Source organism: Pseudomonas laurylsulfativorans, from assembly GCF_002906155.1.
Lineage (GTDB): Bacteria > Pseudomonadota > Gammaproteobacteria > Pseudomonadales > Pseudomonadaceae > Aquipseudomonas > Aquipseudomonas laurylsulfativorans.
The window spans coordinates 343295-358798 of the sequence record NZ_MUJK01000005.1; the positions used below are offsets into that span (position 1 = coordinate 343295).

The following is a 15504-nucleotide window of genomic DNA, read 5'->3' on the forward strand; positions in this document are numbered from 1 at the left end:
AGTGAAGGCTGTATCCGTAAAAAAAAGATTCTTGAACATCCTGCTTGTGCAGTCGCCCCTATCTGAATCAAAGATACATTCATGAATGGAAATTTTTCAGGTATTACTTGGGCTCTTCCCGATATCGACCGGCGCCTACTGAAACTACAATTCAGCTTTTTGCTAATCACTCTGGGTGGACGGTGCAATCAACTGGCGGTGGCCTGGTGGGCCCTGCAGGAAACAGGCTCTACGACCTACTTCGCCAACATTATTGCCTGCTCCATCGCGGCGGAAGTGTTAGCCAAACCCCTGCTGGGATGGCTGGGCGACAAGTACAACAAGATCCTCCTTATCAAACTGACCTCATGGATCAGCCTGCTGACAGCGTTATTGATGGCGCTGCTGTCCACCGCGGAGGCTTTTAATCCTTGGGCGGTGGGCGTGCTGATGATGCTCAGCAGTACGATCATCGGTATTCGCGACCCGCTCCAGGCGTCGATCATTCCTTTGTTTGCAGACGACGATAAAGTTTCCTTGGCCTTTCGGACCAAAAGTGTGATGTCGTCTTTTTCTATTCTTCTGGGACCGGTACTGGCCAGTGGATTGATTTACGGGGTCGGTATCACTATGGCCTTTGTCACCGATTTTTTTGCAATTTTCATCGCCGGGACATTGATTGCAACCATCCCGAGCCACATCGGTGCAGTTGACCCAAGCGAAAAAACACCACGCGCAAGTGGCTTCAGCATGATCTATTCAGGCTTCAAAGTGGTTTACGGCGTGAAAGTCGAATTTTACCTGGCCATTATTGCGATGCTGATCAATTTCGCGCTGTTTCCATTTTTCACTATATTGATTCCACTGTACGTAAAGGACGTCATCCAATATCCGGTCACTTACATTGGCCTTCTGGATTCGTGCTTCGGACTGGGCATTTTGGCAGGAAGTTACAAAATCATCGGGTGGTTATCCGAACGAGTCCCCCGTGACATGTGCGTCTCCGCAGGTTTTGCACTACTGGGAGGCAACCTTGTGGTGGTTGGCACTATTTCATCGTCGTTCATCGTACCAGCGGCCTTTTTCTGCGGCGGCATCGGCCTGATGTTGATCAATATTCCTACCTCTGCGGTGAGATTGCTGGCGACGCCCACCCTCCATCGCAACCGGATTTTTGCCACGGTTTCATTTCTGTCTGCAGCGGCTAGCCCCGCCGGCAGTTTTGCGATGACCGCCCTGATCTCTTATCTGGGAGTCACACTGACAATTGCGCTGCTCGGCATCATGGTGCTGCTGTTATCACTGCTGGTTCTATTGGTACCGGACTTTAAACTTTTCATGCGCTCCCAAGATACGCAACTCAATGATGCCTACCTGGATAAATACCCTAAGGCGTTTGCGCACTAATGTGCCTCGTTGTACTTACTCCCTTAAAAACGGAGTGGCCGTTCAAGATGCCGGAGTCCAAGGATCGACCCGAACCTGCTCGACATGAACAGATCTGCTAAGGCCAATATTTTGATAACAGGGACAGTATCGGTTTCCTGTGTGATCCGGCTAAGGATCGGACCTCAGTTCTGATGCTAGGGCTTTCGGACCGTGTAGCGCTGGCACCGATCGCAGCCAGCACCAGAGTAATCAGTCTAATAGCCGACGGAGGTGAACTTTGCCACCCCTCAACCGTGTTGAGCTGATGGTCTCAAATAGTTCTTAAGAACAAACAGCTGTGCCCAAACAATTAGGTTTGTCACAGCTAACGGGGAAATTCAAGGCTTTGAGAAGTCGGTGCGACGTCGAAAACAGAAAATAGCCTTGTCACAAGATACTCGCTTAGGATTATTCAGATCGCTTTTGAAACAATTAGGTTTGTCACAGGCTTCAAGTCGCGGCGGTTGAATGTGATCGCGGTTGGATAACAACAAAATCTCAAACAGACGCTAGCCCCTTTCCTCCTTCATTGTGTGAGAGAGGGGCTAAGCGTCTAGTGGTTATTTCATCTTTTTAATGGACACTACTGTCGCTTTCGCGCCCTCAGACCTGAATTCGAAAATCACCTGATCTCCAGGGTTTAGACCCGCCAATTGGTCCGCCGTGGCAGAAAATGCCATTGTCATAGCAGGCCACTGCACCGCCGGTACGGCGCCATGAGCGATAGTCACAGTGTGCTTCTCGGAGTTAATAGCCTTGATCGTGCCCTCCGCTTTGGCTACTGGAGTCTGCTTTACGTCCTGCGTCATTTGCATGCCCTCCATACCGTCCATTTTCATGCCGGGCATGTCCTCCGCCAGGGCAGAAAGAGACAGTGTGACTATGGTGCTTGCAACTGCAATCAGGGTCAGTTTCATACGATTTTTCCTTCACGGATGACGGGTTCAACGGGGAGGTTTCGGCGGCGCATCAAACGATAAGCCGCCGGAATGACAAACAGGGAAAGCAAGGGCGCCGTGACCATACCGCCGACCATCGGCGCGGCGATGCGGCTCATCACTTCGCTACCCGCGCCGCTGCCCAACAGGATGGGTAACAGACCCGCAATGATGACGGCCACGGTCATGGCCTTGGGACGAACTCGCTGCACAGCACCTTCACGTATCGCCGCCACCAGCCCGCGCTCGGAGTTGTCACCAAGGTCTTCACGTTCGGCCCAGGCATTCTTCAGATAGAGCAACATGATCACGCCAAACTCAGCAGAAACCCCGGCCAGTGCGATAAAGCCGACCCCGGTGGCCACCGACAGGTTGAACCCCAGAAGGTAGAGGAACCATGCACCTCCAGTCAGTGCAAAAGGCAGCGTGGCCATGATCAGCAAGGCCTCATCGAAGCGGGCGAACGTCAGGTAAAGCAACACGAAGATGATCAACAGCGTCGCGGGTACTACCAGCTTGAGTCGTGCGTTGGCCCTTTCGAGAAACTCGAACTGCCCTGAGTAACTCAGACTCATGCCGGGCTGCAACTTGACCTGCTCATTGACGACCCGGCGCAGATCGGCAACCACCGAGGCAATGTCCCGACCACGCACATCGATGTACACCCAGCCTGAAGGCCGTGCGTTCTCGCTTTTGAGCATCGGCGGCCCGTCGCTGACCTTGATCTTCGCCACTGTGCCAAGGGTGATCTGGCTGCCTAGCAGGGTGTAGATTGGCAACTGCTCCAGAGCGCCGAGCGAATCCCGCCACTCCCGTGGGTAACGGACGTTTATCGGGAAGCGTGCAAGCCCTTCAATGGTTTCGCCGACGTTTTCACCACCGATAGCGCCGGCCACGATCGACTGCACATCGGCGATATTCAGTCCGTAGCGAGCGGCGGCTTTGCGGTCGATATCCACATCGATATAGCGGCCACCGGTCAGTCGTTCGGCCAGAGCCGAACTGACACCGGGCACGCCCTTTGCCACTCGCTCGACGGCCTGAGTCGCAGCATCGATCTCCGTCAGGTTGGTGCCGGCAACTTTCACTCCGATGGGACTCTTGATCCCAGTGGTTAGCATGTCGATACGGTTGCGAATCGGTGGTATCCAGATATTCGTCAGCCCAGGGACTCGTACCACTCGATCCAGTTCTTCCACCAACTTTTCCTGCGTCATGCCTGGACGCCATTGCTCGTGCGGCTTGAACTGGATAGTGGTTTCAAACATCTCCAGCGGTGCCGGGTCGGTGGCGGTTTCAGCGCGGCCGGCTTTACCGAAGACGTGTTCGACCTCTGGAACGGTCTTGATCAAACGGTCGGTCTGTTGCAGCAGTTGCGCGGCCTTCTGCGCCGACAGCCCCGGCAAAGCTGAAGGCATGTAGAGCAGATCGCCTTCGTCCAGCGGTGGAAGAAACTCACCACCCAATCGAGACATTGGCCACAGCGCACTGACAAAAACCAATAGCGCCACGAACAGCGTTATCTTTGGTCGACGCAAGACTGCGTCCAGGGCTGGCTGATAGATCCGGATCAGCCAACGATTTAGCGGGTTCTGTTGCTCATTGGGGATTCGTCCTCTGATCCAGTAACCCATCAGCACTGGCACTAAGGTCACTGACAATCCAGCCGCTGCGGCCATGGCGTAGGTCTTGGTGAAAGCCAAAGGGCCAAACAGCCGACCTTCCTGGGCTTCCAGTGTGAACACCGGAATGAACGACAGAGTGATGATCAACAAACAGAAGAACAGCGCCGGGCCTACCTCTGCTGCCGCTTCGGTCATTACATGCCAATGACGCTCACCCTTCAGTTCCTCCCCTGGATTGGCCAAGTGCCAAGCCTCAATCTTCTTGTGGGCGTTCTCGATCATTACCACGGCGGCATCGACCATGGCGCCGATGGCGATGGCTATCCCACCCAAGGACATGATGTTGGCGTTGATGCCCTGGTAGCGCATGACGATGAAGGCAATCAACACACCAACAGGCAAGGAGATGATCGCCACCAGGGATGAGCGCAGGTGCCAGAGGAAGATCCCACATACCAACGCGACGACGATGAACTCTTCGATTAGCTTGTGGCTGAGATTTTCCACAGCGCGGTCGATCAGCTTGCTGCGGTCGTAGGTGGTGACGATTTCCACCCCGGCCGGCAGGCTGCTTTTCAGTTCGTCAAGTTTGGTCTTGACTGCCGTAATGGTCTCGCGAGCATTCTTGCCGCTGCGCAAAATCACCACGCCGCCGACGGTCTCGCCTTCGCCGTCGAGTTCAGTAATGCCACGCCGCATTTCCGGCCCCAACTGGATTGTGGCGACATCGCCAAGGGTCACCGGTATGCCACCCGCACCCAGTTTGAGCGGGATCGCCCGAAAGTCATTGAGCGTCTTCAAGTATCCGGAAGCGCGCACGATGAACTCGGTCTCTGCCATCTCCAGCACCGCACCACCGGTTTCCTGGTTGGCCTTGCCGATAGCTTCGGTCACCTCAGCCTGAGTGATGCCGAGGCTGGCCAGTTTGAGCGGATCGAGCTGCACCTGGTACTGCTTGACCATGCCTCCCACGGTGGCCACTTCCGCCACGTTGGGCAGGGTCTTGAGTTCGAACTTGAGGAACCAATCCTGAAGTGCGCGTAGCTGCGCCAGGTCGTGTCCTCCACTGCGATCCACCAGCGCGTACTGATAGATCCAGCCCACCCCCGTCGCATCCGGTCCCAACGCCGGCTTGGCGCTGGCCGGCAACCGACTTTGTATTTGGCTCAGATACTCCAACACCCGCGAGCGAGCCCAGTACAAGTCAGTGCCGTCTTCGAACAGCACGTAAACGAAGCTGTCACCGAAGAAGGAATAGCCACGCACCGTCTTGGCTCCCGGCACCGAGAGCATGGTGGTGGCCAACGGATAGGTCACCTGGTTCTCGACAATCTGCGGCGCCTGTCCCGGAAAAGGGGTGCGGATGATCACCTGAACATCCGAGAGATCTGGCAACGCATCGATGGGCGTGCTCTGCACCGACCAAATGCCCCAAGCCGTGACAAACAGTGTCGCCAGTAGCACCAGGAATCGGTTGGCCACGGACCAACGAATCAGGGCAGCGATCATAGATGGCTCCCCGATTTATCCAGACGTTCAACACGCAAACCATCATCGGTCTGACTCACCGCAACCCGAACCTTATCGCCCGCTTTGAGACCTTGCATCAGAGTCGGATTGGCGAGTGGGAACGTCATCGTCATGCCAGGCATGCCCAGTGTCTTGAAGGGACCGTGGGCGAGCGTGACTTCTTTGTCGTTGATCTCGACGATCTGCCCGTCTGCCTCATGCAAACCAGAGGTAGCTACGTTGGGAGGCGACTCTTGCACTGAACCGGCCACGACCCCCTTGAGACTGGCCTCCGAGTCGAGCAGGAACTGACCCGACGTGACCACTTTCTGGCCCTCTTCCAGACCTCTGATTATGGCTGTCCTGCCATCGCTTTCCTGGCCAAGCTGCACTTCCACGGGGCGATAGCGACCCGCTTCTTCGGCCAGCATCACCAGAGCACGTTGGCCAGTGCGAATGACGGCTTCGCTCGGCACCCACAACACACTTTGCCCGGTCGAACGATTCAGGCGTACCTGCGCGGTCAAACCCGGTCTGAGGCGTCCGTCCGGATTGGCTAGTTCTACCCGCACACGAAGGGTGCGGCTGTCCGGATTGGTCTCGGGCAAAATCGCGCTGACCTTGCCATTGAGCGTTGTCCCTGGGAAGGCTGGCAGACGCGCTTCGACCGCCTGCCCCACGGTGATCGATCCGGCATCCGATTCTGGAACGGCCACGGCTAGCCAGACACTGCTCAAGCCATTGACGCGTGCCAACGTATCGCCAGCCGCCACGGTCATGCCCGCACGTACGTTCAATTCTTGCAGCACACCGGCAATGGGGCTGGTGAGCGTCAGGTAGGGCTGAACCTTACCGTCACGCTCTACCTGAGTAATCAGTGTTGCCGGCATCCCGGTAAGTCGTAGTCGCTGGCGAGCCGCAGCCAACAGGTCAGCATCCCCGTTGCGCTTCAGTGCTACAAACTCTGTCTGGGCAGCGGCCCACTCAGGCACCAGGATATCTGCCAACACCGCGTTGGCTTTGAGTACATCGCCGGGAGCATGGTCATAGACCCGCTCCACAAAGCCAGTGGTGCGTGCCTGAATCACAGCGACATCACGTTCGTTGAACGTCAAGGCACCGGTTACTTCGAGGCTGGAGTCAAAGATCCCACGAGTGACAGTCGCAAAACGCAGACCGAGATTCTGGGTCAGGCTCGGATCGATACTGACGCTCGCACGGTCCCCTGTGCCGCTGGCGTACTGGGGGACCAGTTGCATGTCCATGAAGGGCGACTTGCCCGGCTTATCGAACTTTTGCTGCGGGTACATGGGGTCGTTCCAGTACAGAGCCTTGCGTTCATCCGGTGAACTGAGGCTCTTTTCCGGCGCGGTACCTGGTACTCCGCTCATGCGCTGGTGAGCGAACCAGTAGCCACCAACAACACCCAATGCCAGCGAGATACCTACCAGCAATGCCCCATTCCCTTTTTTAAGGATCATTGGCTGGACTCCCCATAAGCAAAATACAGACGCGCACTGGTCAGCGCTCGCTGCTCTTCCACTTCGACCTGTTTGAGACGGGCTTCGATGAGTTCACGTCGGGCGGCAACAACGGCGTTTAAATCGCCTTTGCCCGACCGGTAACTGGCCATGCTGAGTTCGACCTTTTCCTTGGCCAGTGGTACCAGGCTTTCCTGGTTTCGGCGCACGGCACGATTCAGGCGCTCATAGTCAGCCAGTTCGTTTTCCAGTTGCTGAGTGTGCTCGCGTGACAAGGCTTCACGCTCGGCCTCAAGCTGGCTGAGTTCAGCCTGTTTGGCTGCGATTTTGGGGTTTTGGCGAGAGTCAGGAAACAGCGGCAGATCCCATGAAAACTGCACGCTGACCATGTCGCCAAACTCACGGCCACGGTGCTGGTAATCCAGTTCCCAACTCCAGTCCGACTGCTTCTCCGACACCGCTTCATTAACTTTGGCTTGCGCTTCACGGGTCATCGGCGCGAATGCGGCCAACTCTGGATGGTGTTGCAGTTTATGGGAGTAGCTTGAGGTTTCGACAGGCCATTCAGGCAGGCTGCCCACAGGCTTGTCGTTGGCGGCGGAACCAATCCAGCGTTTGAGGGCTGCTCTGGCCTGCGTTCTCTGGAGCATCAGATCGTCCTGTTGCTCCGCCAGTTGAGCCGCTTCTTGCTTGGGCGTCACCGCATCGGCGGGTTGAGCGCGGCCTCCGGCAATCTGGGCCCGGACGGTATCGGTCAACAGGCGGTTTTCTTTGTAGAAGTCCTGGAACAGCGCGTCTTTGCGCTCAACCGAGTAGCTGCTGATCCAGGCCAACGCCGTGGACTGGCGAACCTTCAGGCGTTCGACTCGACGCTCCGCAGCGGCGCGATCAATGGCCGCATCGGCGACCTCGACGCGCGCTTTGCGCTTGTCACTATTGGGCATCTCTTGCCTGACCCCAACCATTTGCATGGTCATGAAATCCTGGTCGATGCTCCAGCGATCCGGACCGCCAATGGGGTAGTTCTGCACGCCCAGCAGCAGTTTGGGGTCAGGTAGCTCACCGGCTGGAATAGCCGCGCTGCTGGCAGCCTGAATTTTGGCGTCTTGTGCAGTCAGCGACGGTGCATTGTTTTCGGCCAGCCGCAACGCTTCATCGAGTGTCAAGGCGGCAGCGAAGCTCGGCAATACTAATACGCTTGCCGCCAGACCGGCCACGAGGGACCAACCTGTGCAATAGCACTTGGAGTTCATGGTTACGATTCCTGTGATCATCCACTGCGCGCGGAAAAAGACACGCGCGCAGCTAGTCCATCCCGCTAATGCGGAAAGAGGCTCAACGTGGGACAGGAATCAAACGCGAGGCGGTCGCCATACCCCGGACGGGGTCTGTACGGGTAGGGAATCGCTGAAGAAGGAAATCACGACGGGGCTGAGTTCGGTTACAGGAGGCTTGAAGATCGAGACTTGCAGCATGCCGCCTGTCTTGCATTCCTGGCCCGGCTTACAAGGTTTGCCGTGCTCGGTAGGGCTTTTCATGTCGTTACAGCAGTCCATGCCCATGTCGTCCATCATCGCCATGCCCATTGCCTTCATTGGGCATGGTTCTGTTGGTGCCTGAACACCCGCCATCCCGCTGAGGGGAAGCGCCAAGCTGATCATGAAGATGATGCAAAACCGCAGGTAGCGTTTCATGGGCTGGAGTGTAGTCGCTGAAAATGGCTCTTACAATTGGATGAATGTTCTCAGCGGTCTATCGAAAGGCCCTGATCCAGGCGATATCACTGGTTCTAAATTAAGCCAGCATTATCAGTGCGAAATTGAAGTGATTGACGAACTGCGTCCCGATTTATTTCTGCGCCGCTGTCTCGGACTGAGCAGGAAACGCAACGCGCATTTCATCCACCATCGATTTGAGGATTTCTCGTAATGGTTGCTCTCTGCCCAGTTGCTTCGACCACTCATGGAGATGCAGCTCGAAATTGAATTTTTGGGTCATCCGCTCAGAATCAGCTTGTTTAGCCTTCTCCAAGGCTTCTACTAAACCAATTTTTTCGCTTGCTACCAGACTCATCAGCTCTTCAAATTCATGAATCGTGAGGAAGTAAATATTTTCGACGGGGATCAAATGTTGCTCAGCATATTTGGATCGAATTTTTTCGAGCACTGCATCTCCTACAACGGCTGCGAAAGTAACTCCGTTCCCGATGTACAGCTCTTTGTATGTAACAGCCAGCAGGTAGGTAGAGGAGCGCTGACTAATCACGGGATGATCACCGCCCATCGAAGCGATTCGAGCAGCAACCTCATGCCCTTGTTCGAAAGCTTTAATCAAGGACGTTTGGGTCGCTCGACGAACATCCCCCCGTTGAAACGCAACCATACCCCGCTGCGCCATTTCCACACCTTTGGCGTCGATCAGCACATTCGAATCACCATCGGCAACAATGAAATCGACGACTTTCCCTTGACCAGGCAGGACCAGATTCAATTCGCTCTCATTGGCTGTCGGCAACCCTGACTTGCTCAACCAGTCGCCTACATATTTTTCAAACGACTTTCCAAAAGCGTTATTGAACCCGTCTACGTCAGCTCGCTTGAGGTAGTCGTAGATGAAATGTCCCAAGGATCGCTCAAGAACATGATGGGACACACACAAATATTCGGAGCGAACCTTGATGAATGGGAATTTTAGGAAGGGCGTTTGCTGCAAATACTCGTTCGGGTGGCGTCCGTCCTTATCTACCTCTTCTAAGGTGCGATGCAAATCTCCAACTTCGACAGAAACTGTACGTAGATAGGCGTCTACAGCCATCGGTGTAAAGGCTGGACAGAGACCAAAAAGAGTGGCTCGCTGAAGTACAGGACCACTTTTCTTCGTGCTAGCAAGGACCGCAAAAGAAAGACGCAGAAAGTCCCGTATGGAAACCCCGGTGCCATTCAGGAAACGAGTTTTGAAATAATGATTTTCCGGGACTTTTGCGAACAAAAGCTCCTGACGAGCAATATCAACCAAGCCGCTCTCTGTCTGATGAAAAAACTGCTGGTAGGCCACCGCCCGGAAAAAAAGCCGTACGTCTTCGTACTCATCGGGCAGGCTACCGGTTTCCGTCAGATCAAGGACCTTTTGTAGCAACTCAAGCATTTCATTCTGAGAGATTGAGGGGCGCCTCAATGGGCTATTTACTAATGGATCTAGAAAAATCCATTTAATAAACAACATGATCAACCATGGCTGCTTGGATGCCTGCTCAAAGCGATCTTTGGTGGGACTGTATAGATACCTCAACGCCGCTTCCAATAAGCTGAGCGGGTCGTAGTGTCGAATAATGCGTTGAATTTCCGTCAAGCCTTCGTCGAAACTCTTTGCTCTGATCGGCAGCTTCGCCATGAGAGTGGCATCCTTGTTTGAGATCAATGACATTCTCACACAGCGTTCGATTCCAAGCCGCCTTTAGGTTGATTAAAACGCTTCGGCATACCTCGGTAACGCAATAGAGATCAGTGCTGTGAGCAACACGAATGCGCTCGATATCCACGAGCAAGCCTCCAGCCCATACACCTGATAAACCCAGCCGGAGAGCACAGTGCCGATCGGTCGCCCCATTGCGTTCGACATGTAGTAAAACCCCACATCTAGCGACACGCCATCTTCCTTGGCGTAGGACACGATCAGGTACGCCAGTCTCCGGGAGGTCCAGCTCAACCTTTTTGGCTGCATCCCAATCACCTGCCAACGCCGCGACAACTGACCGCATCTGCTCATGCCCCGTCATCAACAAAAATGTAGGCGCCCGGCCATAGCTCTTCATTTCTACAATGAGTAAACGATCCTCGAGATGAGCCAGTCCACTGCACCATGGGGCTGGACCGCAGCGCTGCTGTGCTCATTGGGATCAATGATAGGAGCGATACGCTTTGGTTCGAAGGACCTGGCAGTCAATGCACCTGAAACATGGTTGTCACATCGACTCGAATCGCTGGAAAGATCTAATACAACTGGGAGAGCTCTGTGCATTCCCCCAACTTCAATACTCCGGGGCTGTATCTGCTACCCAATCGATGGCGGAATTGTTCAACACTGTACGATGACTGATTGTATCCATCGAGTTGACACTTCTGTTGGCTGGAATTTTTATCAGCGGCTTATGTATGTTGATTCATAAGCAAAACTCTTTAGCTCGTCTAAACACCCTTTAAAATAATCTTTATCGGGTGGAATCCTACTAACAACTGATAAATACTCATCATGCCACTCCTTATCATTTACTGTTAGCCACTGGCTTATAGTTTCATCATTGAAACGACGTCCCTCTAGGGCCAAAGCATGCCTGCGATAGAACCATACGAGGCTTTTATTTTTCACATCTCCTGGGACTTGAGAAATATCGCGATACTTAACAGCCTCTAATATAGCTAACTGAAACTCCTCAAAACTATTAAAAAAAGCTAGCAGCAGTGCTGAAACTGAAAGACTGCCAGGAAGTAGCTCTGTTAAATCGCGATATACTGACGCTTTAGTAAGCGAATCCACCACCCACCGATTCCTGTGTTTTTTTGGCACTCGGCCACTGAAACCAACTTTTTTCTTTATCTTCCCAGAGCGCCACAACTTATATTCCACAGCTCTAACTAGATCGGAGCGCTTTATTTCAGGAAGATGATTATTCAAAATTTTATGCACAAAATTCGCGACTCTAATTTGAAATTTAGAGCTTGTCGTCTCTACTTCTTGATTGGCAATTTCTTTTAGGCACTGGTAGAAATCTTTCGCACACAAATATATACCACGCACCGGCCTATCTTTAATTTCAATCAACTTCGCATGATGTTCCCAGCAAAAATCAACTAAACTTGGCTGATGAGATCTATGGATATACGGAACACCAAAAACTTCGATATCATTTCTTACGCACATTGGGCAAAACTTTGAGAGTCCGAAGCTTTTAATTAGCCAAACGCCATCTCGAATCGAACCCGAGACATCTCCCAAATGAAAGTTTTTAGTCAACCTATAGTAAGTATGATTTACCAAAAATAAATCAAACTTTCCGCTAGCAACTCCATACAACTTATCTACTAGCACGCGAACATGCTCTAGATTATAACTTCCAGGATACCGGTACGCATTAAACATAGCAATGGATGTGGCCGTCTCACTGTTTGACCCAATGAGCAAGTGATATCTATAAATTACAGACTCTAAACTTTCATCAGGGAACGGACATGGAAATAATTCAATACAGTCTAATTGATTCATTTGTTTTCTGTCATTTTTGTACTCTAGCGAGCACGAAAAAAATAAATACCCATGGCACCTTCTAGAATCCTAACCATCAAAAATATCAACTATCCCGCCCAGGAGAATCTTTAACATTTGAGCTAGGCATCCTGGCCTGTTATGCCATGTATCATGGCTATCTAACTAACACAGTGTTATAAATCGAAAGCAATTATAGCAACGTAAGGTGGCAGGCATAGTCACTGATAGAATGTCTAAACGTATCGAGAGACGCCACTCCAAAGCAAATTGCGTGTTTGGCCTGCGCTCTTCGCTTGTACAGAATCAGCCACCACCGCCCGACTCCAGAGCGTGAAGTACACGACAAGCCTGTTTGGCGCCAATCTCGGTAACGCAAAGCGAAACAGGTGTACTTCCGCCGAGAGCCTTATTCGGTGTGGACATCCACCGAACGGTAGCCGCTCTGCTCTCGAAGATATCCTCAGCAAGGAGACAGACCACAGCAATTCGATCGAGGCGTTCTGATGCGACAGGATCGAGGGGCTTTTGTCTGCGCCGAAACCGTTCCAGCGTTGAGTAGGACGCATTAAAGAGCGTTTCCAATGTGCCCTTCTGAAGATCAAAGGTGTCGCGAACAGCATGGACAAGGTGAGCAGATAAACCTTCCTTGATTTGTAACAACCGTTCAGCTTCCATAAGCGAATTCTGTTTTGAACAGAATTCCCAGAAAGCGGCGACTATTGCTTCACACGGTTTGTTTGTCGTTTCTGCACGTCGCCGAGGCGTTGTTGATGTGGGCATTATTACTCCACCCTGCAATGTGTTTTTACGTCAAATGAAGCATTCGGCCTACGGCAGGGAGACTTCACTTCCCTAGGCATTTTCCGTTGCCTGTGATTATCGACCCCTGAACCGCTAAATCGACTCCGGACATGATTCGGCGAATTGAGCGGTTGGGTCCGTATCTATCTGCTAACAATCGCTCCGCGCGCTAGTGAATCAGCTCGTGGTTGCCCGGTCGGGTTCTCAAGACTGCGTAATTGCATCGCACATGACCACCAAATTGCAATTTTACTGACCAAGCGTTTGCGTTGGTGGTGACCACCGTTTGCATCCGGTGTGCAATGCAAGCACAAGAGACGAGCGGGAGCGAGCGGTCAGGAAAGGAATCGAGTTGGGTAAATGGCGTAGTATCTCGCAGAGTGTGACATTCATCATCCGCCGGCAGCGAAGCGTTGATATCAACATAGATGCCGTCCACTAACGAATTGACGCGCACCAGGAAGATGGGATCAAGAGCGATCAGTCGCTCCGGGGGGCCTCGGGCACCAAACGTGAGGCCAGTAGGACGCTATGCTCTAGAACAACCTATTTACGAGTGCCTCAGTTATGCGTACACACGTCAGCTGTAGCCAAGCTCGCCGGCGACTCCGCCGCCTTTTGGCTCTAGTCGCCCAAGGTCACAGTTTCGTCATAACAAAGAACGGGCGAGAAATTTGCTGGCTGGAGGGTACCGAAGCGATTCAAGTCGGCCAGGCATCTTCTACAAGGTCTCATTGTAAGGCCTAGAGGCGTATATAAAACACAGGGCGACTCAGTAAGACTGAGAGTCGCGGTAGAATGCTCACGCCACCAGCAGAGGTGAAACCAGCCTCTCCACGTACCTCGTAGAAAGATTTTTAGCTCCAGGGCCGTCGATGTGCAGGAGGTGCGTCATGATTGCTGAATCTCTACCTGAGCAAGGGTACGCCGCTTACCGCGCGAATCTCCAACTGTTTCTGGGCATTCCGCTGTCAGCAAGTGACCTAGAGATTCACACGTTGATAACGCACGGCTTCCCGGCCACAAAGTTGATGGATCTTGCCGCCGCCGGGTTAGTCTCAATCTCCCAACGAAGCCAGATAATCTCGTTGCGAGCATTGAAATCTCGAGTCCAAAGCGGACAGTCATTGAACGTCGCTGAAAGCGACCGTCTGTTCAGATATGCGCATATTTTTTCAATGGCCCAGGCTGTCTTTGGACGTCCGGAAAATGCAATGCGTTGGCTCGATAAGCCTAAAGCTCGTTTTAGCGGCCAAACGCCAGCTAGGATGCTGACGACACTTAGCGGCTTAAATCAGGTCGAGTTGATGCTGCTGCAAATCGCAGAGGGCTATGCCTTATAGATGCTCGGCAGTTCCTTAAACATAAGACAGCCGCCTTGGCTCGTTGCCTTACTCCTTACGACGTCCTCAACAGCCATGTGTCTAAGATTCCTATAGGGGCCTCAGAGCACTAAATTCGCCAAGTCTAGCGGTCCGATCTACGGTGCCGCCGAGCCGCAATTCAGCCGGGTAATGGCTAGACGTTGGAATGTTCGGTGGTCTACGTGCCAGATGAGTGGCGAGATTACACCGTTACGTCGACTTGCCAGCGGAGTACGATTGGGAAAAAATCCGAATCGAGGTGGCGTTGTGGAAAAAGACGAGATCCGGTGCAGAATTCTCGCTAGAGAGCAGGAAATGCTCGCTCAAGCCAAGAACGAAATTTTAGGATGCGGCGACTTCTTGCCTGTTAATAGGCTTGCACAGCATCTCAGTGTTCCCGCGGAAATACTTACTCCGGCCTTGGTTGAGTGGGGGGTAGGCAATCGAATTTTCTCGATCGAACATCAAGGCTGTAGTCTATTTCCCTGTTATGCGTTCTCCACTCAAGCTGGGCTCAGCCCTTATCCAGAATTAAAAGAAATAATCTCTATTCTCTCTCCTACCAAAGGCAGTTGGTCGATGGCGTTCTGGTTTTTTTCGCCGAATGGAATGCTCGGTGGCAAACGTCCACGAGACTTGGTTTCCACGGATGCGGTTCATGTGATATTAGCCGCGCAAGACGAGGTGGACGGGATTATTCACGGCTAGATGCGCCGCTGCTTGAATGGATGCCTCAGCTTTGGGGATTCGTGCCGGAAACAGGTTTATCTATCTTCCGACCGCTGTTGGCCCCTTAGCGTGAAGCAATAATCGGCCATTCAACGACGTTAAACCAGATATGGCTCCAAATAGACCGAGACAGAGATTAACTATTCGTAGCCTCACCTATTGACGAGGTGATCCTCCGCCGCGGTTTGGCGGCAGCCTGCTAGACAGCCAATGGGCTCAAACTCAGGCCCATTCGATAAGGCAGAGTCCAAGAATCGGTTGCGCTTGTCAGTGCGCTTCGCCAACACGACTTGAGCCTCAGTTCGGTAGCGCAAAAATATCAGCACTTCCATTCGGTCATTCTTTTTCACTGCTGTCCCTCTGAACGGCGTTATCCAATGGATACTAC

Annotated in this window: 12 protein-coding genes and 1 pseudogene; 4 read left to right on the forward strand and 9 right to left on the reverse strand. The window is 52.9% G+C overall.

Features of this window, described 5'->3' with window-relative positions:
• Positions 1-81 precede the first annotated feature (81 nt).
• Complete coding sequence (locus tag B0D71_RS18370; RefSeq protein ID WP_103396027.1) at positions 82-1386, forward strand: MFS transporter; 1305 nt, start codon at positions 82-84, stop codon at positions 1384-1386.
• Positions 1387-1967: 581 nt separating this feature from the next.
• On the opposite strand, the gene B0D71_RS18375 is transcribed toward B0D71_RS18370, so the two are convergent.
• From B0D71_RS18375 to B0D71_RS18415, 9 genes and pseudogenes are all read right to left on the reverse strand, one after another.
• Positions 1968-2324 (reverse strand): copper-binding protein, encoded by a 357-nt coding sequence (locus B0D71_RS18375; RefSeq protein ID WP_103396028.1) that lies wholly within the window; start codon positions 2322-2324, stop codon positions 1968-1970.
• Complete coding sequence (locus B0D71_RS18380) at positions 2321-5479, reverse strand: efflux RND transporter permease subunit (protein ID WP_103396029.1); 3159 nt, start codon at positions 5477-5479, stop codon at positions 2321-2323. Before B0D71_RS18380 ends, B0D71_RS18375 begins: the two co-directional genes overlap by 4 nt.
• A complete protein-coding gene (locus B0D71_RS18385; RefSeq protein ID WP_103396030.1) occupies positions 5476-6960 on the reverse strand; it encodes an efflux RND transporter periplasmic adaptor subunit in 1485 nt (494 codons plus the stop codon). Before B0D71_RS18385 ends, B0D71_RS18380 begins: the two co-directional genes overlap by 4 nt.
• Positions 6957-8213 (reverse strand): TolC family protein, encoded by a 1257-nt coding sequence (locus tag B0D71_RS18390; protein ID WP_103396031.1) that lies wholly within the window; start codon positions 8211-8213, stop codon positions 6957-6959. Before B0D71_RS18390 ends, B0D71_RS18385 begins: the two co-directional genes overlap by 4 nt.
• A 99-nt stretch (positions 8214-8312) precedes the next feature.
• Positions 8313-8654, reverse strand: coding sequence for a hypothetical protein (locus tag B0D71_RS18395; protein ID WP_103396032.1), 342 nt, complete (start codon positions 8652-8654; stop codon positions 8313-8315).
• A 154-nt stretch (positions 8655-8808) separates the two neighbouring features.
• Entirely contained in the window at positions 8809-10350 is a 1542-nt protein-coding gene (gene gapS1 / locus B0D71_RS18400; RefSeq protein ID WP_103396033.1) for a GapS1 family protein, read from the reverse strand.
• 72 nt (positions 10351-10422) lie between these two features.
• A pseudogene (locus B0D71_RS18405) lies at positions 10423-10641 on the reverse strand (organoarsenical effux MFS transporter ArsJ); the annotation flags it as partial.
• 456 nt (positions 10642-11097) lie between these two features.
• Positions 11098-12219: a TniQ family protein gene (locus B0D71_RS31135; protein ID WP_108724266.1), complete on the reverse strand. Its 1122-nt coding sequence runs from the start codon at positions 12217-12219 to the stop codon at positions 11098-11100.
• A gap of 306 nt (positions 12220-12525) precedes the next feature.
• Positions 12526-13002 (reverse strand): antitoxin Xre/MbcA/ParS toxin-binding domain-containing protein, encoded by a 477-nt coding sequence (locus B0D71_RS18415; protein ID WP_103396034.1) that lies wholly within the window; start codon positions 13000-13002, stop codon positions 12526-12528.
• Between the two features lie 588 nt (positions 13003-13590).
• On the opposite strand from B0D71_RS18415, the gene B0D71_RS18420 reads away from it, so the two are divergent.
• From B0D71_RS18420 to B0D71_RS18430, 3 genes are all read left to right on the forward strand, one after another.
• Positions 13591-13770 (forward strand): type II toxin-antitoxin system prevent-host-death family antitoxin, encoded by a 180-nt coding sequence (locus B0D71_RS18420; RefSeq protein ID WP_103396035.1) that lies wholly within the window; start codon positions 13591-13593, stop codon positions 13768-13770.
• A 146-nt stretch (positions 13771-13916) separates the two neighbouring features.
• On the forward strand, positions 13917-14366 hold the full coding sequence (locus tag B0D71_RS18425; protein ID WP_103396036.1) for an antitoxin Xre/MbcA/ParS toxin-binding domain-containing protein: 450 nt from the start codon (positions 13917-13919) through the stop codon (positions 14364-14366).
• Positions 14367-14654: 288 nt separating this feature from the next.
• Entirely contained in the window at positions 14655-15095 is a 441-nt protein-coding gene (locus B0D71_RS18430; protein ID WP_240629016.1) for an MbcA/ParS/Xre antitoxin family protein, read from the forward strand.
• Positions 15096-15504 lie beyond the last annotated feature (409 nt).